Below are 18,199 nucleotides of genomic sequence, written 5' to 3'. Positions count from 1 at the left end.
TGACGGATTCCGGCGCCGATTCCGGACCCGGGGCTTCGGACGGGCCGCGCCGTTCCCCTTCGGAGGCGGGTGGGAGGATCGGTGCCATGTCCGATCAGCACGATCCCGCCCCGTACGACGCCCTGCTGCTGCTCTCGTTCGGCGGCCCCGAGGGCCCGGACGACGTGGTCCCGTTCCTGGAGAACGTGACGCGCGGCCGAGGCATCCCGAAGGAACGGCTCAAGGAAGTGGGGCAGCACTACTTCCTCTTCGGCGGCGTCTCTCCGATCAACGACCAGAACCGCGCGCTCCTCGACGCGCTGCGGGCGGACTTCGCCGGGGCCGGCCTGAAGGTGCCCGTCTACTGGGGAAACCGGAACTGGGCCCCGTACCTCACCGACACCCTCCGCGAGATGATCACCGACGGCCGACGCCATATCGCCGTCCTCACCACCAGCGCGTACGCCTCCTACTCCGGCTGCCGCCAGTACCGCGAGAACCTCGCCGACGCGCTCGCGACCCTGGAGGCGGAAGGGCTCCCGCTGCCCCGGGTCGACAAGCTCCGGCACTACTTCAACCACCCCGGCTTCGTCGAGCCCATGGTCGAGGGCGTCCTCGCCTCCCTCGCCGAGCTCGACCCGGCCGTCCGCGAGGGCGCCCACCTCGCCTTCACCACCCACTCCATCCCGGACTCCGCCGCGGACTCCTCGGGACCCGTCACCGAGCACGGCGAGGGCGGGGCCTACGTCCGGCAGCACCTCGACGTGGCGCGGGTGATCGTCGACGCGGTCCGCGAGCGGACCGGGATCGACCACCCCTGGCAGCTCGTCTACCAGTCCCGCAGCGGCGCCCCCCACCTCCCGTGGCTGGAGCCCGACATCTGCGACCACCTGGAGGAGCTGCACGGCGCCGGGGTCCCCGCGGCCGTCATGGTCCCGATCGGCTTCGTCTCCGACCACATGGAGGTCCTCTACGACCTCGACACCGAGGCCACGGCCAAGGCCGCCGAACTCGGACTGCCCGTCCGGCGCTCCGCCACCGTCGGCGCCGACCCGCGCTTCGCCGCCGCCGTCCGCGAACTCGTCCTGGAGCGGGCCGCGTACGAGCGGGGGACCCGGGCCGAGCGGTGCGCCCTGGGCGCCCTCGGGCCCTCCCACGACCTGTGCCCGATCGGCTGCTGCCCGGCCAGGGCGGAGCGCCCGGCGGCGGCCGGCGCCGACAGCCCGTACGCGTAAGGAACCCGCGTGACCGACATGGCCGACGACGTGACCGAAGGGACCGACGTGACCGACCCGCTGCTCACCGAACTGCTCGACCTCGCCCTGGAGGCCGCACGGCGGGCCGGAGCGCTGCTGCGCGACGGCAGGCCGGACGACCTGACGGTGGCGAAGACCAAGTCGAGCCCCATCGACGTGGTCACCGAGATGGACATCGCCGCCGAGAAGCTGATCACCGGCTTCCTCGCCGAGCACCGCCCGCAGGACGGTTTCCTCGGCGAGGAGGGCGCGTCCAGCCCTGGCACCAGCGGCATCCGCTGGGTGATCGACCCCCTCGACGGCACCGTGAACTACCTGTACGGCCTGCCCACCTGGGCGGTCTCGATCGCCGCCGAACGGGACGGCGTGACGGTGGCCGGCGTCGTCGAGGCCCCGATGCGCGGCGAGACGTACCGGGCCGTCCTCGGCGGCGGCGCGTACACGGGCGACCGGCGCCTCGCCGTCCGCCCCTCGCCCCCGCTCGACCAGGCACTCCTCGGCACGGGCTTCGGGTACGTCCAGTCCCGGCGCGCCCACCAGGCGGACGTCGCCCAGCGCGTGATCCCGCGCGTCCGCGACATCCGGCGCGGCGGCTCGGCCGCCATCGACCTCTGCGACGTCGCCGCCGGGCGTCTGGACGCCTACTACGAGCGGGGCCTCAACCCCTGGGACCTCGCCGCGGGCGCCCTGATCGCCCGTGAGGCGGGCGCGCTGACCGGGGGGCGCCCGGGAGAGCCGGAGTCGGGCGAACTGACCCTGGCGGCCTCTCCGGGCCTCTTCGGACCCCTCCAGGAGCTCCTGGAGGAGCTGGGCGCCTGGCACGACTGACGCCCGGCACCACCGGCACACGTGTGAGGGCCCCGGCGCCGTTCCCGGCACCGGGGCCCTCACACGTGGGTGGGGACGGGTCAGACACCCGGCACGGCAACCTCCACGCCGTGCTCGGCGGCCAGTCGGTGCAGGTCGTCCAGCTCCGCCTGCTCGACCTCCGCCAGGTAGTCGTCGCCCGTCTCACGAGCCCGCGTGAGGTCGGTCTGCGTGGTCCTGATGCGGTGCAGCAGGCCTGCGGTGAAAGCGTCCATCGTGCGCCCCCTCGTCATGGGTCCGGTGGCACGGGGGTGTGCCGAGGGTGGGTGGATCACACACTGCGGTCTCTGGGGGACAGAGAGCGGTAGGTGGCGCGCCACATACAGGGCGTGATCACGGGGTGTGCAGTCGTCCTCCCCAGCCCTTTCCTCAGAGAAACCTCAACTGGCCCGCGAATCCGGTGAATTCTTCGTTCCCGGCCAAGCGCCCCGTCGCGCGCCCCCCGTTCACCCCCCGCCCGCCCAGGGCCCCGCACGGCCGTCTTACAGCCGGTTTACGCGCGTACGGGGCAGGATGGACACGCACAGTCAGTGCTCAGGTTTCAGCCGGTCCGGCTCCGGACCGCAACTCCACGGGAAGGATGTACGACGTGCGCGTACTCGTCGTCGAGGACGAGCAGCTGCTCGCCGATGCGGTGGCCACCGGACTGCGCCGGGAGGCCATGGCCGTCGACGTCGTGTACGACGGCGCCGCGGCCCTGGAGCGTGTCGGGGTGAACGACTACGACGTCGTCGTCCTCGACCGCGACCTTCCCCTCGTCCACGGTGACGACGTCTGCCGCAAGATCGTGGAGCTGGGCATGCCCACCCGCGTCCTGATGCTCACCGCGTCCGGCGACGTCAGCGACCGGGTCGAGGGCCTGGAGCTGGGGGCGGACGACTACCTGCCCAAGCCCTTCGCCTTCACCGAGCTCACCGCGCGCGTGCGGGCCCTCGGCCGGCGCACCAGCGTGCCCCTGCCGCCCGTCCTGGAGCGCGCCGGCATCAAGCTCGACCCGAACCGCCGCGAGGTCTTCCGCGAGGGCAAGGAGGTGCAGCTCGCGCCGAAGGAGTTCGCCGTCCTGGAGGTCCTCATGCGCAGCGAGGGTGCCGTCGTCTCGGCGGAGCAGCTCCTTGAGAAGGCCTGGGACGAGAACACCGACCCGTTCACCAACGTCGTCCGCGTCACCGTCATGACCCTGCGCCGCAAGCTCGGTGAGCCGCCCGTCATCGTGACGGTCCCCGGTTCCGGGTACCGGATCTGACTCGATGCCCACGACCTCAGCGCCGCACCCCGAGGCGCCTCCGAAACCGACCTGGGACCCCAGGGACCCGGTCCGGCCCCTGTTGCGGCCGACCATCCGGATACGGCTCACGCTGCTGTACGGCGGGATGTTCCTGATCGCGGGCATCCTGCTGCTCTCGATCATCTACCTGTTCACCGCGCAGGCGCTCACCGACAGCGTGGCCCAGCTGCCGTTCAAGATCGTCAAGGGTGAGGTCCAGCCCACCACCTCGTCGTGCCACCTGCCCGCCACAGGCACCGGCGAGCAGTTCAACGACGCCGTGTCGGTCTGCCTCCGGCACCAGAGCGACATGGCTCTGGACGACCTCCTGCGGCGCTCGCTGTTCGCCCTGCTCGGCATGAGCATCATCGCCTTCGCCTTCGGCTACGCCATGGCGGGCCGGGTGCTCTCCCCGCTCGGCCGGATCACCCGGACCGCCCGCCAGGTGGCCGGTTCCGACCTGTCCCGGCGGATCGAGCTGGACGGTCCCGACGACGAGCTCAAGGAGCTCGCCGACACCTTCGACGAGATGCTGGACCGCCTGGAGCGGGCCTTCACCGCACAGCAGCGGTTCGTCGCGAACGCCTCGCACGAGCTGCGGACCCCGCTCGCGATCAACCGCACCCTCCTGGAGGTGCACCTCTCGGACCCCGGGGCGCCGATGGAGCTCCAACAGCTGGGCAAGACGCTGCTCGCGACCAACGAGCGCAGCGAACAGCTCGTCGAGGGTCTGCTGCTGCTCGCCCGGAGCGACAACCAGATCATCGAGCGCAAACCCGTCGACCTCGCCGAGGTCGCCTCGCGGGGCGTGGACCAGGTCCACGCCGAGGCGGAGGCCAAGGGCGTCGAGATCCGGGGCGAGCGCAAGCCGGCGGTCGTCCAGGGCAACGGCGTCCTGCTCGAACGGATCGCGCTGAATCTGGTCCAGAACGCCGTCAGGTACAACGTGGCGGAGGGAGGATGGGTGGAGGTGACGACCGCGACCGAGCACGGTCAGGCGGTCCTGGTCGTCTCGAACACGGGTCCCGTGGTCCCGGCGTACGAGATCGACAACCTCTTCGAACCGTTCCGGCGGCTCCGGCAGGAGCGGACCGGCAGTGACAAGGGCGTCGGTCTCGGCCTGTCGATCGCCCGGTCCGTGGCCCGCGCGCACGGCGGCCGTATCATCGCGGAGCCCCGCGAGGGCGGCGGTCTCGTGATGCGCGTCACTCTGCCGATCTGACACACTGCACGAGCCGACCCGGTTCCGTTCGCTTTGCGCGGAATTCCAGGGGCCCGATTCTGAGACGCTCATGTGTGATCGATCACAGGAGAGGGTGTCCGGACCTCCACTCTCCGTGACGGAGAAACCCCCAGAAAAACCAGGAAAAGTCCGGGTTTCCGGGGCCCGGAATGACGGGAAGTACACGGGGTGGCGCCTGTGAAGGGCGCCCGTAGGACCGTGTACGGTCCGGTTCGCCACCCGAAGCCGATCACTCGCGAGAGGACGGAACGGGTGTCGATTGAGTAACAGACCTTGATGTGAGGCAAAATCTCCGCCTCAGGTCGGGCACAAGTCCGACCTCTCACGCGTTACGTGCGCTGGAGACACCGCAACCACCCAGAGGGGGAGAGCGACATGGCAACGGATTACGACACCCCACGCAAGACCGACGACGACGTCGATTCGGACAGCCTTGAAGAACTGAAGGCCCGCCGGAACGACAAGTCGACCTCGACCGTCGACGTCGACGAGTTCGAGGCCGCCGAAGGCCTGGAGCTTCCCGGCGCCGACCTCTCGAACGAGGAGCTGGCCGTCCGGGTCCTGCCCAAGCAGGCCGATGAGTTCACCTGCATGAGCTGCTTCCTCGTGCACCACCGCAGCCAGCTGGCCAGGGAGAAGAACGGCCAGCCCATCTGCCGCGACTGCGACTGAGACCCTCGGTCGTGGCTGGCGACACACCGTCCCGGAAGCGGCGTCTGAGGCTCCCTGGGAGCATGAAGACGTACAAGGGCGGCTCAGGCCCGGCAGAGGGTGCCCAGGAGGCCCCTGAAGCCGAGCACACCCCCTCCCCGCCCTCCCTCGGCGTACGTGACGACGAGCGAGGCCTCCCGGCCTCGCTCGAGGCAGTCATCGAGCCGGACCCGGCGCACCTGCCGGTGGAGCGGGGGACGGGGCGGAACGACCCGCTGGACGAAGCGGGGAACGACGAGACACAGCGGGACGGGCGCTTCGGCGCCGTCAAGCGGCTCGCCAATCCCGCGCGCGCCCAGCTCGACAAGATCAAGATCGATTCCGACCGGATCGACGCCGTCCGGCGCGGCGTCGCGCAGGGCGTCCGTCAGGGCGTGAAGCGCGGCGGAGACAGCGCCAGGGCCGGCATCGGTCATCTGGCCGACCGGCTGATCGACCTCGCCCCGCGGATCCCCGTCCGCGATCTGGCGACCCTGCGCAAACAGTTCCCCGGGCTCGGGCCCGAGGCGCTCGCCGACAAGCTCGTCGCGGGCGCGGCGAACGCGAGTTCGACCGTGGGTGCGAGCATCGGCGCCGCCGCCATGCTCCCCGTGCCCCCGGCCATGCCTGCGGAGCTCGCGGCGGAGATCACCGGCGTCGCCGCCGTGGAACTCAAACTCGTCGCCGAACTGCACGAGGTCTACGGGCTGCGGCCGCCCGGCCGGCTCCCTCAGCGCTCGACGGCCTATCTGACCTCCTGGGCCGAGGAGCGGGGCATCGACCCCACCAAGCCCACCACGGTCAACGCCGCGCTCGGCGGACAGCTCAAGCGCGAGCTGCGCCAGCAGATCATGAAACGCATGGTGCGCAACCTGCCGAACCTGATGCCCTTCATGGTGGGCGCGGCCGTCGGCGCGGTCATGAACCGCCGCGACACCAAGAAGCTCGCCGCGCACATCCGCAAGGACCTGCGCCGCCGCCAGATCCCCTGGGACGCCCTCCGGGAGCTGCCCCCGCTGGAACAGCCGGAGAACCCGAAGGAGCTCGGGTTCTAGGGGCTGTCCTGTCGGCCTCTTCGGCCCCGCTCAGTCCCGGGCACCCGCGCGGACGGCGTCCAGGGCGGCCGCCAGAGCCTCCGGCTCACGGCTGGAGAGGTACACGTACGGCGTCGGGTCCGACGGGTCCGTCACCTCGATCCGCACCGCCCGGGGCACATAGCTGCGCATCAGCATGAACGCGCGGGGGTCCGCCTTGTGCATGCGCCACGCGCGCGCCTCCTCCGCGTCGAGCACCTCGGCCGCGCCGAGGGCCGCGACCGGAATCCGCGCGTCGCCCGCCACGAGCGAACCGGCCACCACCCGGATCCGGGCGGAGCCGTACGAGGAGACCGCCGCACCGGCGAGCACCGCCGCCACGATCAGACCGCCGAGCAGCGGGACCGTACCCAGCGGGAACATGACCAGGCCGCCGGAGAGACCCAGCAGGCCCGCGATGACCCACCACGAGCGCGGCGCCGTCAGCCGCTCGTCGAAGTGCGGCGCGACGGAGGGCACGGGGGAGACGGGGGACGATGCGGAAGGCTCCATACGTCCAAGCTTGGCACGGCGCGACCAGGGCACTGTCGCGCGGGTAAGGTCTGCGCCTGTGACAGCATCATCTGCCCCCCTCACCCCGCCGGCCGACGCCATACCGCCGGTACGCCACCCCGACGCGCCGGCCCCCGGCGAGCTGCTCGGTTCGCACTACGAGTACTGCTTCGGGTGCGGCGGCGGGCAGCCGCACGGCCTCCACCTGGAGGCGCGCGCGGGCGAGGGCGTGACCGTCACCGCCGAGTTCACGGTGACCCCCGACCACCAGGGCGCCCCCGGCCTCGCGCACGGCGGCGTGCTCGCCACCGCGCTCGACGAGACCCTCGGCTCCCTGAACTGGCTGCTGCGGGTCATCGCCGTGACCGGACGGCTGGAGACCGACTTCGTCCGGCCCGTCCCGGTGGGCACCGTGCTCCACCTTGAGGCCGCGGTCACCGCCGTGCGCGGCCGCAAGATCTACTCGACCGCCGTCGGCCGGATCGGCGGGCCCGAGGGTCCCGTCGCCGTCCGCGCCGAGGCACTCTTCATAGAGGTCAAGGTCGACCACTTCATCGACAACGGCCGCCCGGAGGAGATCCAGGCAGCCATGTCCGACCCCGACCAGGTCCGGCGCGCCCGCGCCTTCGAGGTGAACCCCTGATGCGCAACCCTGTCGACGTACTCATCCGGCGTGTGGACCCGGAGGTGCCGATCCCGGCCTACGGGCATCCCGGCGACGCCGGGGCCGACCTCGTCACCACCGAGGCCGCCGTGCTCGCCCCCGGGGAGCGGGCCGTACTGCCCACCGGGGTCTCCATCGCCCTCCCGGACGGGTACGCGGCCTTCGTGCACCCGCGCTCCGGACTCGCCGCCCGCTGTGGAGTGGCGCTCGTGAATGCCCCGGGGACGGTGGATGCCGGGTACCGTGGAGAGATCAAGGTGATCGTGGTCAATCTCGACCCGCGCGAGACCGTGCGGTTCGAACGATTCGACCGGATCGCCCAACTTGTCGTCCAACAGGTCGAGAAGGTGCGCTTCCACGAGGTGGCGGAGCTTCCCGGCTCGGCGCGGGCCGAGGGGGGCTTCGGGTCCACCGGCGGTCATGCCGCCGTGGACGGCACAACGGGTGGGAATCGATACGCTTCGGTCGTATCCGACCGGGAAGGACAGTGACGTGTTCGGACGTCGCAAGAAGAGCGGTGCCGCAGAGGACGCGGCGGGCGAGGCCGAGCAGGTCGTCGACGCGGTGGACGGCGAGGACGCGGACGACGCGGCCCCGCGCCGTGTGAACCTTCCGCCGGCGCCCCGGCCCGACGGACCCTGGGACATCTCCGAGGTCACCAAGCCCGAAGACGGCCGTGTCGACCTGGGCGGCGTGTTCGTCCCCGGTGTCGAGGGCATGGAGCTGCGGGTGGAGGTGGCGGGCGACGCGATCGTCGCGGCCACCGTCGTCCTGCGCGACAGCGCCGTGCAGCTGCAGGCCTTCGCCGCGCCCAAGAACGAGGGCATCTGGGGTGAGGTCCGCGACGAGATCGCCACGGGCATCACCCAGCAGGGTGGGGTCATCGACGAGGTCGAGGGCCCGCTGGGCTGGGAGCTGCGGGCGCAGGTCCCCGTACAGCTGCCGGACGGCAACCGCGGTGTGCAACTGGTCCGCTTCGTGGGTGTCGACGGACCTCGCTGGTTCCTGCGCGGAGTGATCTCCGGGCAGGGCGCGGTCCAGCCCGAGGCGGCCGGTCTCCTGGAGCAGATCGTCCGGGACACCGTGGTCGTCCGCGGCGAGGGCCCGATGGCCCCGCGCGACCCGATCGTCCTCAAGCTGCCGAACGACGCGCAGATGGTGCCGGACGGCGTGCAGCAGGAGGAGCAGGAGAACTCCCGCTTCTCCGGCGGCATGGGCCAGCTCCAGCGCGGTCCGGAGATCTCCGAGATCCGCTGACCGATCGCCTGAACCGATGGGCCGCTTTCCGTACCTCTCGTACGGGAAGCGGCCCATCGGCCGTTTTCCACAGGTTCCGACCTCCGGCTCTGGCCCTCGGACCGGGCAGCGGACCATACTGGCGGGCACATGTTCGAGGAGGGGGAGCACAGGGTGAGTGAGAGCAGCACGCGGTCCGCGACGGCCGTCGCCGAGGACCCGGCCGGCCTGCCGATGGTCCGTGTGGAGAACCTGCGCCGTTCGTACGGCACCGGGGAAGCAGCCGTCCACGCCCTGCGCGGGGTCTCCTTCGACATCCCGCGCGGCGAGCTCGTCGCGCTCAAGGGCCGCTCGGGCTCCGGCAAGACGACGCTGCTCAACCTCGTGGGCGGCCTCGACAGCGCCGACGGCGGCTCGATCGTCATCGACGGCACCGACCTCGCCACCCTCGGCGAGAACGGGCTCCTGGAGCTGCGCCGCGACCGGATCGGCTTCATCTTCCAGTCCTTCGGACTGCTCCCGATCCTCTCCGCCGCCGAGAACGTCGGCGTACCCATGCGGCTGCGCAAGGCCGACCCGAAGGAGCGCGAGGAGCGGGTGGCCCTGCTCCTCGGCCTGGTGGGCCTCGCCGACCACGCGAACCAGCGGCCCGGTGAGCTCTCCGGCGGCCAGCAGCAGCGCGTCGCCATCGCCCGCGCCCTCGCCAACAAGCCGGCGCTGCTCATAGCCGACGAGCCCACCGGCCAGCTGGACCAGGAGACCGGGCTCGCCGTCATGCAGCTGCTGCGCGCGGTGGTGCGCAGCGAGGGCTGCACCGCCCTCGTCGCCACCCACGACCCGCAGCTCCTGGGCCTGGCGGACCGGGTCCTGGAGCTGAGCGACGGCGAGATCATCGAGCACTGAGGCGTGGCGTCCCGGGGCTCCGGCCGAGCCCCGGGGCCGCCCCATCAGAAACGCGTCAAGACCGCCGCGGCCCACTCTCCGCGTACGGAATGTCCGATTGGCTGGACGTATGGTCGTCCCATGGGACGCGGCAAGCTTCGGATATACCTCGGCGCTGCGCCGGGCGTCGGCAAGACCTACGCGATGCTCTCCGAGGGGCACCGCCGGGTGGAGCGCGGCACGGACTGCGTCGTGGCGTTCGTGGAGCACCACGGACGGCCGCGCACCGAGGTCATGCTGCACGGCCTGGAGCAGGTGCCGCGCCGCACCCTGGAGTACCGGGGGTCGGCGTTCACCGAGATGGACATCGACGCCGTCCTGGAGCGGCGCCCCGCCGTCGCGCTCGTCGACGAGCTCGCCCACACGAACGTGCCCGGCTCCCGCAACCCCAAGCGGTGGCAGGACGTCGCCGAACTGCTCGCGGCCGGCATCGACGTCGTCTCGACCGTCAACATCCAGCACCTGGAGTCGCTGGGCGACGTGGTCGAGGCGATCACCGGCGTACGGCAGCGGGAGACCGTCCCCGACGAGGTGGTGCGCCGGGCCGACCAGATCGAGCTGGTCGACATGTCCCCGGAGGCCCTGCGCCGCCGGATGGCCCACGGCAACGTCTACACCTCGGACAAGGTCGACGCGGCCCTCTCCAACTACTTCCGCCCCGGCAACCTCACCGCGCTGCGCGAGCTGGCCCTGCTCTGGACCGCCGACCGGGTCGACGAGTACCTCCAGCAGTACCGGGGCGAGCACAACATCCGCTCCACCTGGCAGGCCCGCGAGCGCATCGTCGTCGGTCTGACCGGCGGTCCCGAGGGCCGCACCCTCATACGCCGCGCGACCCGGCTCGCCGAGAAGGGCGCCGGAGGCGAGGTCCTCGCCGTCTACATCGCCCGCAGCGACGGCCTCACCGCGGCCTCGCCCAAGGAGCTGGCCGTCCAGCGCACCCTGGTCGAGGACCTGGGCGGAACGTTCCACCATGTCATCGGCGACGACATCCCCTCGGCACTCCTGGAGTTCGCCCGGGGAGTCAACGCCACCCAGATCGTCCTCGGCTCCAGCCGACGCCGCACCTGGCAGTACATGCTCGGCCCCGGCGTCGGCCAGACCGTGGCCAGGGAATCCGGACCCGACCTCGACGTCCACATCGTCACCCACGGCGAGGTCGCCAAGGGACGCGGACTCCCGGTCGCCCGGGGCGCCCGCCTCGGCCGCTCCCGGATCATCGGCGGCTGGGGCGTCGGCGTCGCCGGCCCCGTCCTCCTCGCCCTGCTCCTCACCCATGTCGACGCCGACCTCGGTCTGGCCAACGACATGCTTCTCTTCCTCGCCCTCACCGTCGCGGCGGCCCTGCTCGGCGGATTCCTGCCGGCGCTCGCCTCCGCCGCGGTCGGCTCCCTCCTCCTCAACTGGTTCTTCACCCCGCCCGTCCACCGGCTCACCATCGCCGACCCCAAGAACATCGTGGCGATCGCCGTCTTCCTCGGCGTCGCCATGTCGGTCGCCTCCGTGGTCGACCTGGCCGCCCGGCGCACCCACCAGGCCGCCCGGCTGCGCGCCGAGTCCGAAGTGCTCTCCTACCTCGCCGGCAGCGTGCTGCGCGGCGAGACCAGCCTCGACGCCCTCCTCGAACGGGTCCGCGAGACCTTCTCCATGGAGTCCGTCGCCCTCCTCGAACGGGTGGACGACGTCGAGCCGTGGACGTGTGCGGCCGGCGTGGGCCCCCACCCGGCGGCCCGGCCCGAGGACGCGGACGTGGACATGCCGGTCGGTGACCATCTGGCCCTCGCCCTGTCCGGCCGGGTGCTGCCCGCCGAGGACCGGCGCGTCCTCGGCGCCTTCGCCGCCCAGGCCGCGGTCGTCCTCGACCGGCAGCGGCTCGTCGGCGAGGCCGAGGAGGCCCGCAAACAGGCCGAGGGCAACAAGATCCGCACCTCCCTGCTCGCCGCCGTCAGCCACGACCTGCGGACCCCGCTCGCGAGCATCAAGGCCTCCGTCTCCTCCCTCCGCTCCGACGACGTCGAATGGTCCGAGCGGGACCGCGCCGAGCTCCTGGAAGGCATCGAGGCCGGCGCCGACCGCCTCGACCACCTCGTCGGCAACCTCCTCGACATGTCCCGCCTCCAGACCGGCACCGTCACCCCGCTGATCCGTTCCGTCGACCTCGACGAGGTCGTCCCCATGGCCCTCGGGGGAGTGCCCGACGGCAGCGCCGAGCTCGACATCCCCGAGACGCTGCCCATGGTCGAGGTCGACAAGGGCCTCCTGGAGCGCGCCGTCGCCAACATCGTCGAGAACGCCGTCAAGTACAGCCCCGAGGGCCTGCCCGTGGCGGTCGCCGCCAGCGCCCTGGGGGACCGCGTCGAGCTCAGGGTCGTGGACCGCGGCCCCGGCGTGCCCGACGAGGCCAAGGAGGGCATCTTCGCGCCCTTCCAGCGCTTCGGCGACGCCCCCCGCGGCGCCGGTGTCGGACTCGGCCTCGCGGTGGCCCGCGGCTTCGTCGAGGCCATGGGCGGGACGCTCGGCGCCGAGGACACCCCGGGCGGCGGTCTGACGATGGTCCTCACCCTGCGTGCCGCCCGGGGCGGGCCTCCGGCACCGGCCCCCGACCTCCCGGCGCACGCCGTGACCTGAACCCGCCGCGACCCGGACCCCCCGGTCCCGGAGCGTGCCACCCGCCTCCGTCCCGAAGCGCGCCTCCGAGGCGCACCGGCCGACTCCGCTCCGAAGCGCACCTGCGAGGCGCACCACCCGCCCCCGTCCGAAGCGCGCCCCGTTCGTTCCCGTACTCCCCGCACCACCCCCTCCGCTCCCGTACTCTCTTGCTCCCGCCCGCACGGGCGACCGAAGAAGGAAGGCCCCCTCCATGACCCGGGTCCTCGTGGTCGACGACGAGCCGCAGATCGTCCGCGCCCTGGTGATCAACCTCAAGGCGCGGAAGTACGAGGTCGACGCCGCGCCCGACGGTGCCACCGCCCTCCGCCTCGCCGCCGAACGCCATCCCGACGTCGTCGTCCTCGACCTCGGCCTGCCCGACATGGACGGCGTCGAGGTCATCAAGGGCCTGCGCGGCTGGACCCGGGTGCCGATCCTGGTCCTCTCGGCCCGGCAGACCTCCGACGAGAAGGTCGAGGCGCTCGACGCCGGCGCCGACGACTACGTCACCAAGCCCTTCGGCATGGACGAGCTGCTCGCCCGGCTGCGCGCGGCCGTCCGCCGCGCCGAGCCGGTCGGCGGCGCCGAGGACGGCGTCGTGGTCGTCGAGACCGCGGGCTTCACCGTCGACCTCGCGGCGAAGAAGGTCCACCGCGACGGTCGGGACGTCCGGCTCACCCCCACCGAGTGGCACCTCCTCGAAGTCCTGGTCCGCAACAGCGGCCGCCTCGTCAGCCAGAAGCAGCTGCTCCAGGAGGTCTGGGGACCCTCGTACGGCACGGAGACCAACTACCTGCGGGTGTACATGGCGCAGCTGCGCCGCAAGCTGGAGAGCGACCCGTCCCACCCCCGCCACTTCGTCACCGAACCGGGCATGGGCTACCGCTTCGAACGCTGAACCAGCACCCGTTCGGGGGCAGGTCCCGGTGACGGCGGTGGCCGGTACGCTTTCTGTATGAGTGCTGCACCACGTACAGAGAAGCCGGCCGGTAGGTTCCGCCGGATGCTCGACCGGCTCTCCTCCTCCCCGGAGGACCTGGAGTCGGAGGAGCTCCAGGAGGACGCCGAAGCGTCGGGGTGCACGCGTATCTGCGACTGCTCCGACCGCCAGATAGTCAAGGTGACTGGTACCTTGCGCACGGTCACGCTGCGTCCCCGGGCCGGTGTGCCCGCGCTGGAGGCCGAGCTCTTCGACGGCACGGCACCGCTCGACGTCGTGTGGCTCGGTCGGCGCTCCATCGTGGGCATCGAGCCGGGCCGCAAGCTGATCGCCTCCGGCCGCATCTCCATGAGCCACGGCCGGCGGGTCCTCTTCAACCCCAAATACGAGCTCCGACCGCTCGGACAGGAGTAGCCGGTGACGTCCCTCGACAAGCCGACCACCACGGACCAGGACGCCCAGGCATCGAAGGAGGTCACCGAGGCCGCGCTGTTCGAGGCCTTCGGCGGCCTGCGGGGCATGGTCGAGACGGTCGTGCCGGGCCTGTTGTTCGTGACGATCTTCACGATCAACAAGAACCTGCAGATCTCGGCGATCGCCGCCCTCGCGGTGTCGCTGGTCCTGGTCGCCGTCCGGCTCATCCGTCGGGACACCGTCAAGCACGCGTTCAGCGGCGTCTTCGGTGTCGCCTTCGGTGTCGTCTTCGCGATGATGACGGGCAACGCCAAGGACTTCTACCTGCCGGGCATGCTGTACACGCTGGGCCTCGCCCTCGCGTACATCGTCACCGCGATCGCCGGAGTCCCGCTGATCGGCCTGATCCTGGGCCCGGTCTTCAAGGAGAACCTCTCCTGGCGGACCCGTAACCCCGGCCGGAAGAAGGCGTACACGAAGGCCAGCTGGGCCTGGGGCCTGATCCTGCTCGGCAAGTGCGCCATCCTCTTCCCGATGTACTGGTGGGCCGACACGACCAAGTTCGGCTGGGTGCTCGTGGCGCTCAAGATCCCGCCGTTCCTGCTCGCGGTCTACCTCACATGGGTGTTCCTCGCGAAGGCTCCGCCGCCGATCGACGTCTTCGCCGAGATGGAGGCCGAGGAGCTCGCCGAGAAGGAGCGCAAGGCGGCCGCCGCCGCGGCGCAGAGCCACCCGGAGGCCTGAGAAGGCACGAGAGAGGGCCCGGACCTGACGAACAGGTCCGGGCCCTTCCTCGTACACCAGGTGCTCAGGACTCCGTCGGCTCCCGGCGGACCTGCAGCAGGTCCTCCAGCTGCTCCTCGCGGGCCTGCGCGGCCACGAACAGCAGCTCGTCGCCCGCCTCCAGGGTCTCCTCGGGGCTCGGCGTCAGCACCCGCGAACCGCGGATGATCGTCACGAGCGAGGTGTCCTGCGGCCAGGCCACGTCCCCGACGGCGGTGCCGGCGACCGCCGACTCCGGCGGCAGCGTCAGCTCGACCAGGTTCGCGTCGCCGTGGCTGAAGCGCAGCAGCCGGACGAGGTCGCCGACGCTCACCGCCTCCTCCACCAGGGCCGACATGAGGCGCGGGGTCGAGACGGCCACGTCCACGCCCCAGGCCTCGTTGAACAGCCACTCGTTCTTCGGGTTGTTCACCCGGGCGACGACCCGCGGCACGCCGTACTCGGTCTTGGCGAGCAGCGAGACGACCAGGTTCACCTTGTCGTCGCCGGTCGCCGCGATCACCACGTTGCAGCGCTGGAGCGCCGCCTCGTCGAGCGAGGTGATCTCACAGGCGTCGGCCAGCAACCACTCCGCCTGCGGCACCCGCTCCACCGAGATGGCGGTGGGCGCCTTGTCGATGAGCAGGACCTCGTGACCGTTCTCCAGGAGCTCGCCCGCGATGGAACGGCCCACCGCACCCGCGCCCGCAATAGCGACACGCATCAGTGACCGCCCTCCTCGGGACCCTCGGCGAAGGCCTCCTCGACCTTCGCGATCTCGTCCGTACGCATCATCACGTGCACCAGATCGCCCTCCTGGAGCACCGTCTGCGAGGTCGGCAGAATCGCTTCGCCCAGCCGCGTGAGGAACGCGACGCGCACGCCGGTCTCCTCCTGGAGCCGGCTCACCTTGTGGCCGATCCAGGCGGGGGAGGTGTGCACCTCCGCGAGCTGCACGCCACCGCTCGGGTCCCGCCACAGCGGCTCCGCGCCCGAGGGCAGCAGCCGGCGCAGCATCTGGTCGGCGGTCCAGCGGACCGTCGCGACCGTCGGGATGCCGAGGCGCTGGTAGACCTCGGCGCGTCGCGGGTCGTAGATCCGCGCCGCCACGTTCTCGATGCCGAACATCTCGCGGGCGACCCGCGCCGCGATGATGTTCGAGTTGTCGCCGCTGCTCACCGCGGCGAAGGCGCCCGCGTCCTCGATGCCGGCCTCACGCAGCGTGTCCTGGTCGAAGCCCACGCCCGTCACACGCCGACCGCCGAAACCCGACCCCAGACGACGGAAAGCCGTCGGGTCCTGGTCCACGACCGCGACGGTGTGCCCCTGCTGCTCCAGGGTCTGCGCGAGAGCGGCTCCCACTCGCCCGCAGCCCATGATGACGATGTGCACGTCCCCTTACCCCGCACTCCTGATCGTCTTACTGACCTGCGAAAACACCCTGCTCACAACTTTCCTCACCCGATGCGCCCGGGTCGGGGCGGGCAACACCCTGCCGGGTCACCCGGTCCGAGCTTAAGCGGCAACGCTGGCGGGGACCGCATCCGAGGTGGTACTCAGGGAGATTCGGTGCCGATCGGGGGTGCCGGTGCGCGTGGCTGTTTTCGAACGCTTACGATCCTCTCCGTGTCCAAACTGACCGACCTTCCCAAACGGATCCTGATCGGGCGGGCCCTGCGCAGCGACAAGCTCGGAGAGACTCTCCTCTCCAAGCGGATCGCGCTCCCCGTCTTCGCCTCCGACCCGCTGTCCTCGGTGGCGTACGCACCGGGCGAGGTGCTCCTCGTTCTGTCCGTGGCCGGTCTGTCGGCCTACCACTTCAGCCCGTGGATCGCCCTCGCGGTCGTCGTCCTGATGTTCACGGTCGTCGCCTCGTACCGGCAGAACGTCCACGCGTACCCGAGCGGCGGCGGCGACTACGAGGTCGCCAACACCAACCTCGGGCCCAAGGCCGGACTGACGGTCGCGAGCGCCCTGCTCGTCGACTACGTCCTGACCGTCGCCGTGTCGATCTCCTCGGGCATCGAGAACCTCGGCTCGGCGATCCCCTTCGTGGTCGAGCACAAGGTGGCCTGCGCGGTCGGCGTGATCGTGCTGCTGACCGTGATGAACCTGCGCGGCGTGAAGGAGTCGGGCTCGCTCTTCGCGATCCCGACGTACGTCTTCGTCGCCGGCGTCTTCATCATGATCGCCTGGGGCGCGTACAAGGGGATCGTCCTCGACGAGACCATGAAGGCGCCCACCGCCGACTTCGAGATCAAGGCCGAGCACGAGGGTCTGGCGGGCTTCGCGCTCGTCTTCCTGCTGCTGCGCGCCTTCTCCTCCGGCTGTGCGGCGCTCACCGGTGTCGAGGCCATCTCCAACGGCGTCCCCGCCTTCCGCAAGCCGAAGTCGAGGAACGCCGCCACCACGCTCGCCCTCATGGGCGGCCTGGCCGTCACCATGTTCTGCGGCATCATCTTCCTCGCCATGGCCACCGACGTACGGATGGCCGAGAAGCCCACCGAGGACCTGCTCGTCAACGGCGTGCCGGTCGGCGAGGGCTACGTCCAGGACCCGGTCATCTCCCAGGTCGCGGCCGCCGTCTTCGGCGACGGAACGTTCTTCTTCATCGTGCTCGCCGCCGCCACCGCGCTCGTCCTCTTCCTGGCCGCCAACACGGCGTACAACGGCTTCCCGCTCCTCGGCTCGATCCTCGCCCAGGACCGTTACCTGCCGCGCCAGCTGCACACCCGCGGCGACCGCCTCACCTTCTCCAACGGCATCGTGCTCCTCGCCGGCGCCGCGGCCCTGCTCGTCTGGGTCTACGGAGCCGACTCGACCAAGCTGATCCAGCTGTACATCGTCGGCGTCTTCGTCTCCTTCACGCTCAGCCAGACCGGCATGGTCCGGCACTGGAACCGGCACCTGAGGACCGAGAGGGACCCGGCCAAGCGCCGCCACATGATCCGCTCCCGCGCGATCAACGCCTTCGGCGCCTTCTTCACCGGCCTCGTCCTCGTCGTCGTCCTCGCCACCAAGTTCACCCACGGCGCCTGGGTCGCCCTGCTCGGCATGGTGATCTTCTACGGGACGATGTCCGCGATCCGCAGGCACTACGACTCGGTCGCGGCCGAGATCGCCGCCGCCGAGGAACGCCCCGACGAGTACGTACGCCCGTCCCGGGTCCGCTCCGTCGTCCTGGTCTCCAAGCTCCACAAGCCCACCCTCCGCGCCCTGGCCTACGCCAAGCTCATGCACGCGCACGAGCTGGAGGCGCTGACCGTCAACGTCGACCCGGTCGAGACGAAGGCGCTCAGGGAGGAGTGGGAGCGGCGCGGCATCAACGTCCCGCTCAAGATCCTCGACTCCCCGTACCGCGAGATCACCCGCCCGGTGATCGAGTACGTCAAGAACATCCGCCGTGAGAGCCCGCGCGACGCCGTCTCCGTCTACATCCCGGAGTACGTCGTCGGGCACTGGTACGAGCACCTGCTCCACAACCAGTCCGCACTCCGCCTCAAGGGCAGGCTGCTCTTCACCCCCGGCGTCATGGTCACCTCGGTCCCGTACCAGCTCCAGTCCTCCGAGGCCGCGAAGAAGCGGGCCCGCAAGCGCCAGGACTGGAACGCGCCCGGCTCGGTCCGCCGCGGCCCGGTGGAGAAGCGCCAGAAGGAACCGACCGCAAAGAGCAACTAGACTGGTGGGCTGCCGTCCGAACGGCAGCC

The 18,199-nt window shown here is 71.2% G+C and carries 19 protein-coding genes; 15 read left to right on the top strand and 4 right to left on the bottom strand.

The annotated features are described in order from the left end of the window. Positions 1 to 86: 86 nt before the first annotated feature. Both OG259_RS11055 and OG259_RS11050 read left to right on the top strand, forming a co-directional pair. Positions 87 to 1,214: a ferrochelatase gene (locus tag OG259_RS11055; RefSeq protein WP_328942120.1), complete on the top strand. Its 1,128-nt coding sequence runs from the start codon at positions 87 to 89 to the stop codon at positions 1,212 to 1,214. Positions 1,215 to 1,262: 48 nt separating this feature from the next. Further along, a complete protein-coding gene (locus tag OG259_RS11050) occupies positions 1,263 to 2,063 on the top strand; it encodes an inositol monophosphatase family protein (protein WP_328947050.1) in 801 nt (266 codons plus the stop codon). Between the two features lie 80 nt (positions 2,064 to 2,143). On the opposite strand, the gene OG259_RS11045 is transcribed toward OG259_RS11050, so the two are convergent. Beyond that, on the bottom strand, positions 2,144 to 2,317 hold the full coding sequence (locus OG259_RS11045) for a hypothetical protein (RefSeq protein ID WP_328942119.1): 174 nt from the start codon (positions 2,315 to 2,317) through the stop codon (positions 2,144 to 2,146). 374 nt (positions 2,318 to 2,691) lie between these two features. Here OG259_RS11045 and OG259_RS11040 point away from each other — a divergent pair, with 374 nt between their 5' ends. The 4 genes from OG259_RS11040 to OG259_RS11025 all read left to right on the top strand — a co-directional run bounded on the left by OG259_RS11040 (position 2,692) and on the right by OG259_RS11025 (position 6,354). Then, positions 2,692 to 3,345, top strand: a complete 654-nt coding sequence (locus OG259_RS11040) for a response regulator transcription factor (protein ID WP_030146958.1) — start codon at positions 2,692 to 2,694, stop codon at positions 3,343 to 3,345. 4 nt (positions 3,346 to 3,349) lie between these two features. Beyond that, on the top strand, positions 3,350 to 4,588 hold the full coding sequence (locus tag OG259_RS11035) for a sensor histidine kinase (protein WP_328942118.1): 1,239 nt from the start codon (positions 3,350 to 3,352) through the stop codon (positions 4,586 to 4,588). Positions 4,589 to 4,984: 396 nt separating this feature from the next. Further along, a complete protein-coding gene (locus OG259_RS11030) occupies positions 4,985 to 5,281 on the top strand; it encodes a DUF4193 domain-containing protein (RefSeq protein WP_003955561.1) in 297 nt (98 codons plus the stop codon). 11 nt (positions 5,282 to 5,292) lie between these two features. After that, a complete protein-coding gene (locus OG259_RS11025; RefSeq protein ID WP_328942117.1) occupies positions 5,293 to 6,354 on the top strand; it encodes a hypothetical protein in 1,062 nt (353 codons plus the stop codon). Between the two features lie 30 nt (positions 6,355 to 6,384). Here the strand turns inward: OG259_RS11025 and OG259_RS11020 are convergent, their stop codons facing one another. Beyond that, positions 6,385 to 6,885, bottom strand: coding sequence for a DUF3093 domain-containing protein (locus tag OG259_RS11020; RefSeq protein WP_328942116.1), 501 nt, complete (start codon positions 6,883 to 6,885; stop codon positions 6,385 to 6,387). Positions 6,886 to 6,943: 58 nt separating this feature from the next. On the opposite strand from OG259_RS11020, the gene OG259_RS11015 reads away from it, so the two are divergent. From OG259_RS11015 to OG259_RS10980, 8 genes are all read left to right on the top strand, one after another. Beyond that, positions 6,944 to 7,528 carry a PaaI family thioesterase gene (locus tag OG259_RS11015; RefSeq protein ID WP_266897672.1) on the top strand — a complete coding sequence of 195 codons (585 nt, stop codon included), beginning with the start codon at positions 6,944 to 6,946 and terminating at the stop codon, positions 7,526 to 7,528. After that, positions 7,528 to 8,040, top strand: a complete 513-nt coding sequence (gene dut / locus OG259_RS11010; RefSeq protein ID WP_266897674.1) for a dUTP diphosphatase — start codon at positions 7,528 to 7,530, stop codon at positions 8,038 to 8,040. Before OG259_RS11015 ends, dut begins: the two co-directional genes overlap by 1 nt. 1 nt (position 8,041) lies before the next feature. Further along, complete coding sequence (locus OG259_RS11005; RefSeq protein ID WP_328942115.1) at positions 8,042 to 8,806, top strand: DUF3710 domain-containing protein; 765 nt, start codon at positions 8,042 to 8,044, stop codon at positions 8,804 to 8,806. A gap of 213 nt (positions 8,807 to 9,019) precedes the next feature. Then, the gene (locus OG259_RS11000) at positions 9,020 to 9,688 is read left to right on the top strand and encodes an ABC transporter ATP-binding protein (RefSeq protein WP_328947049.1); all 669 of its coding nucleotides are present in this window, start codon (positions 9,020 to 9,022) and stop codon (positions 9,686 to 9,688) included. A 120-nt stretch (positions 9,689 to 9,808) separates the two neighbouring features. Further along, on the top strand, positions 9,809 to 12,355 hold the full coding sequence (locus OG259_RS10995; RefSeq protein WP_328942114.1) for a sensor histidine kinase KdpD: 2,547 nt from the start codon (positions 9,809 to 9,811) through the stop codon (positions 12,353 to 12,355). Between the two features lie 232 nt (positions 12,356 to 12,587). Then, on the top strand, positions 12,588 to 13,274 hold the full coding sequence (locus OG259_RS10990) for a response regulator (RefSeq protein ID WP_250760457.1): 687 nt from the start codon (positions 12,588 to 12,590) through the stop codon (positions 13,272 to 13,274). A gap of 57 nt (positions 13,275 to 13,331) precedes the next feature. Next, positions 13,332 to 13,730 (top strand): OB-fold nucleic acid binding domain-containing protein, encoded by a 399-nt coding sequence (locus OG259_RS10985; RefSeq protein ID WP_073906407.1) that lies wholly within the window; start codon positions 13,332 to 13,334, stop codon positions 13,728 to 13,730. Between the two features lie 3 nt (positions 13,731 to 13,733). Then, positions 13,734 to 14,474 (top strand): DUF3159 domain-containing protein, encoded by a 741-nt coding sequence (locus OG259_RS10980; RefSeq protein WP_266897688.1) that lies wholly within the window; start codon positions 13,734 to 13,736, stop codon positions 14,472 to 14,474. Between the two features lie 64 nt (positions 14,475 to 14,538). Here the strand turns inward: OG259_RS10980 and OG259_RS10975 are convergent, their stop codons facing one another. Beyond that, entirely contained in the window at positions 14,539 to 15,216 is a 678-nt protein-coding gene (locus tag OG259_RS10975) for a potassium channel family protein (protein ID WP_073906411.1), read from the bottom strand. Further along, positions 15,216 to 15,884: a potassium channel family protein gene (locus OG259_RS10970; protein WP_030321520.1), complete on the bottom strand. Its 669-nt coding sequence runs from the start codon at positions 15,882 to 15,884 to the stop codon at positions 15,216 to 15,218. The genes OG259_RS10975 and OG259_RS10970 overlap by 1 nt, the downstream gene beginning before the upstream one ends. Positions 15,885 to 16,118: 234 nt before the next feature. Here OG259_RS10970 and OG259_RS10965 point away from each other — a divergent pair, with 234 nt between their 5' ends. Continuing rightward, positions 16,119 to 18,170 carry an APC family permease gene (locus OG259_RS10965; protein ID WP_328942113.1) on the top strand — a complete coding sequence of 684 codons (2,052 nt, stop codon included), beginning with the start codon at positions 16,119 to 16,121 and terminating at the stop codon, positions 18,168 to 18,170. The last annotated feature ends 29 nt before the right edge of the window (positions 18,171 to 18,199 follow it).

It is taken from the genome of Streptomyces sp. NBC_00250, from assembly GCF_036192275.1.
Taxonomy (GTDB): domain Bacteria; phylum Actinomycetota; class Actinomycetes; order Streptomycetales; family Streptomycetaceae; genus Streptomyces.
This window is presented reverse-complemented; position numbering and strand designations above follow the sequence as displayed.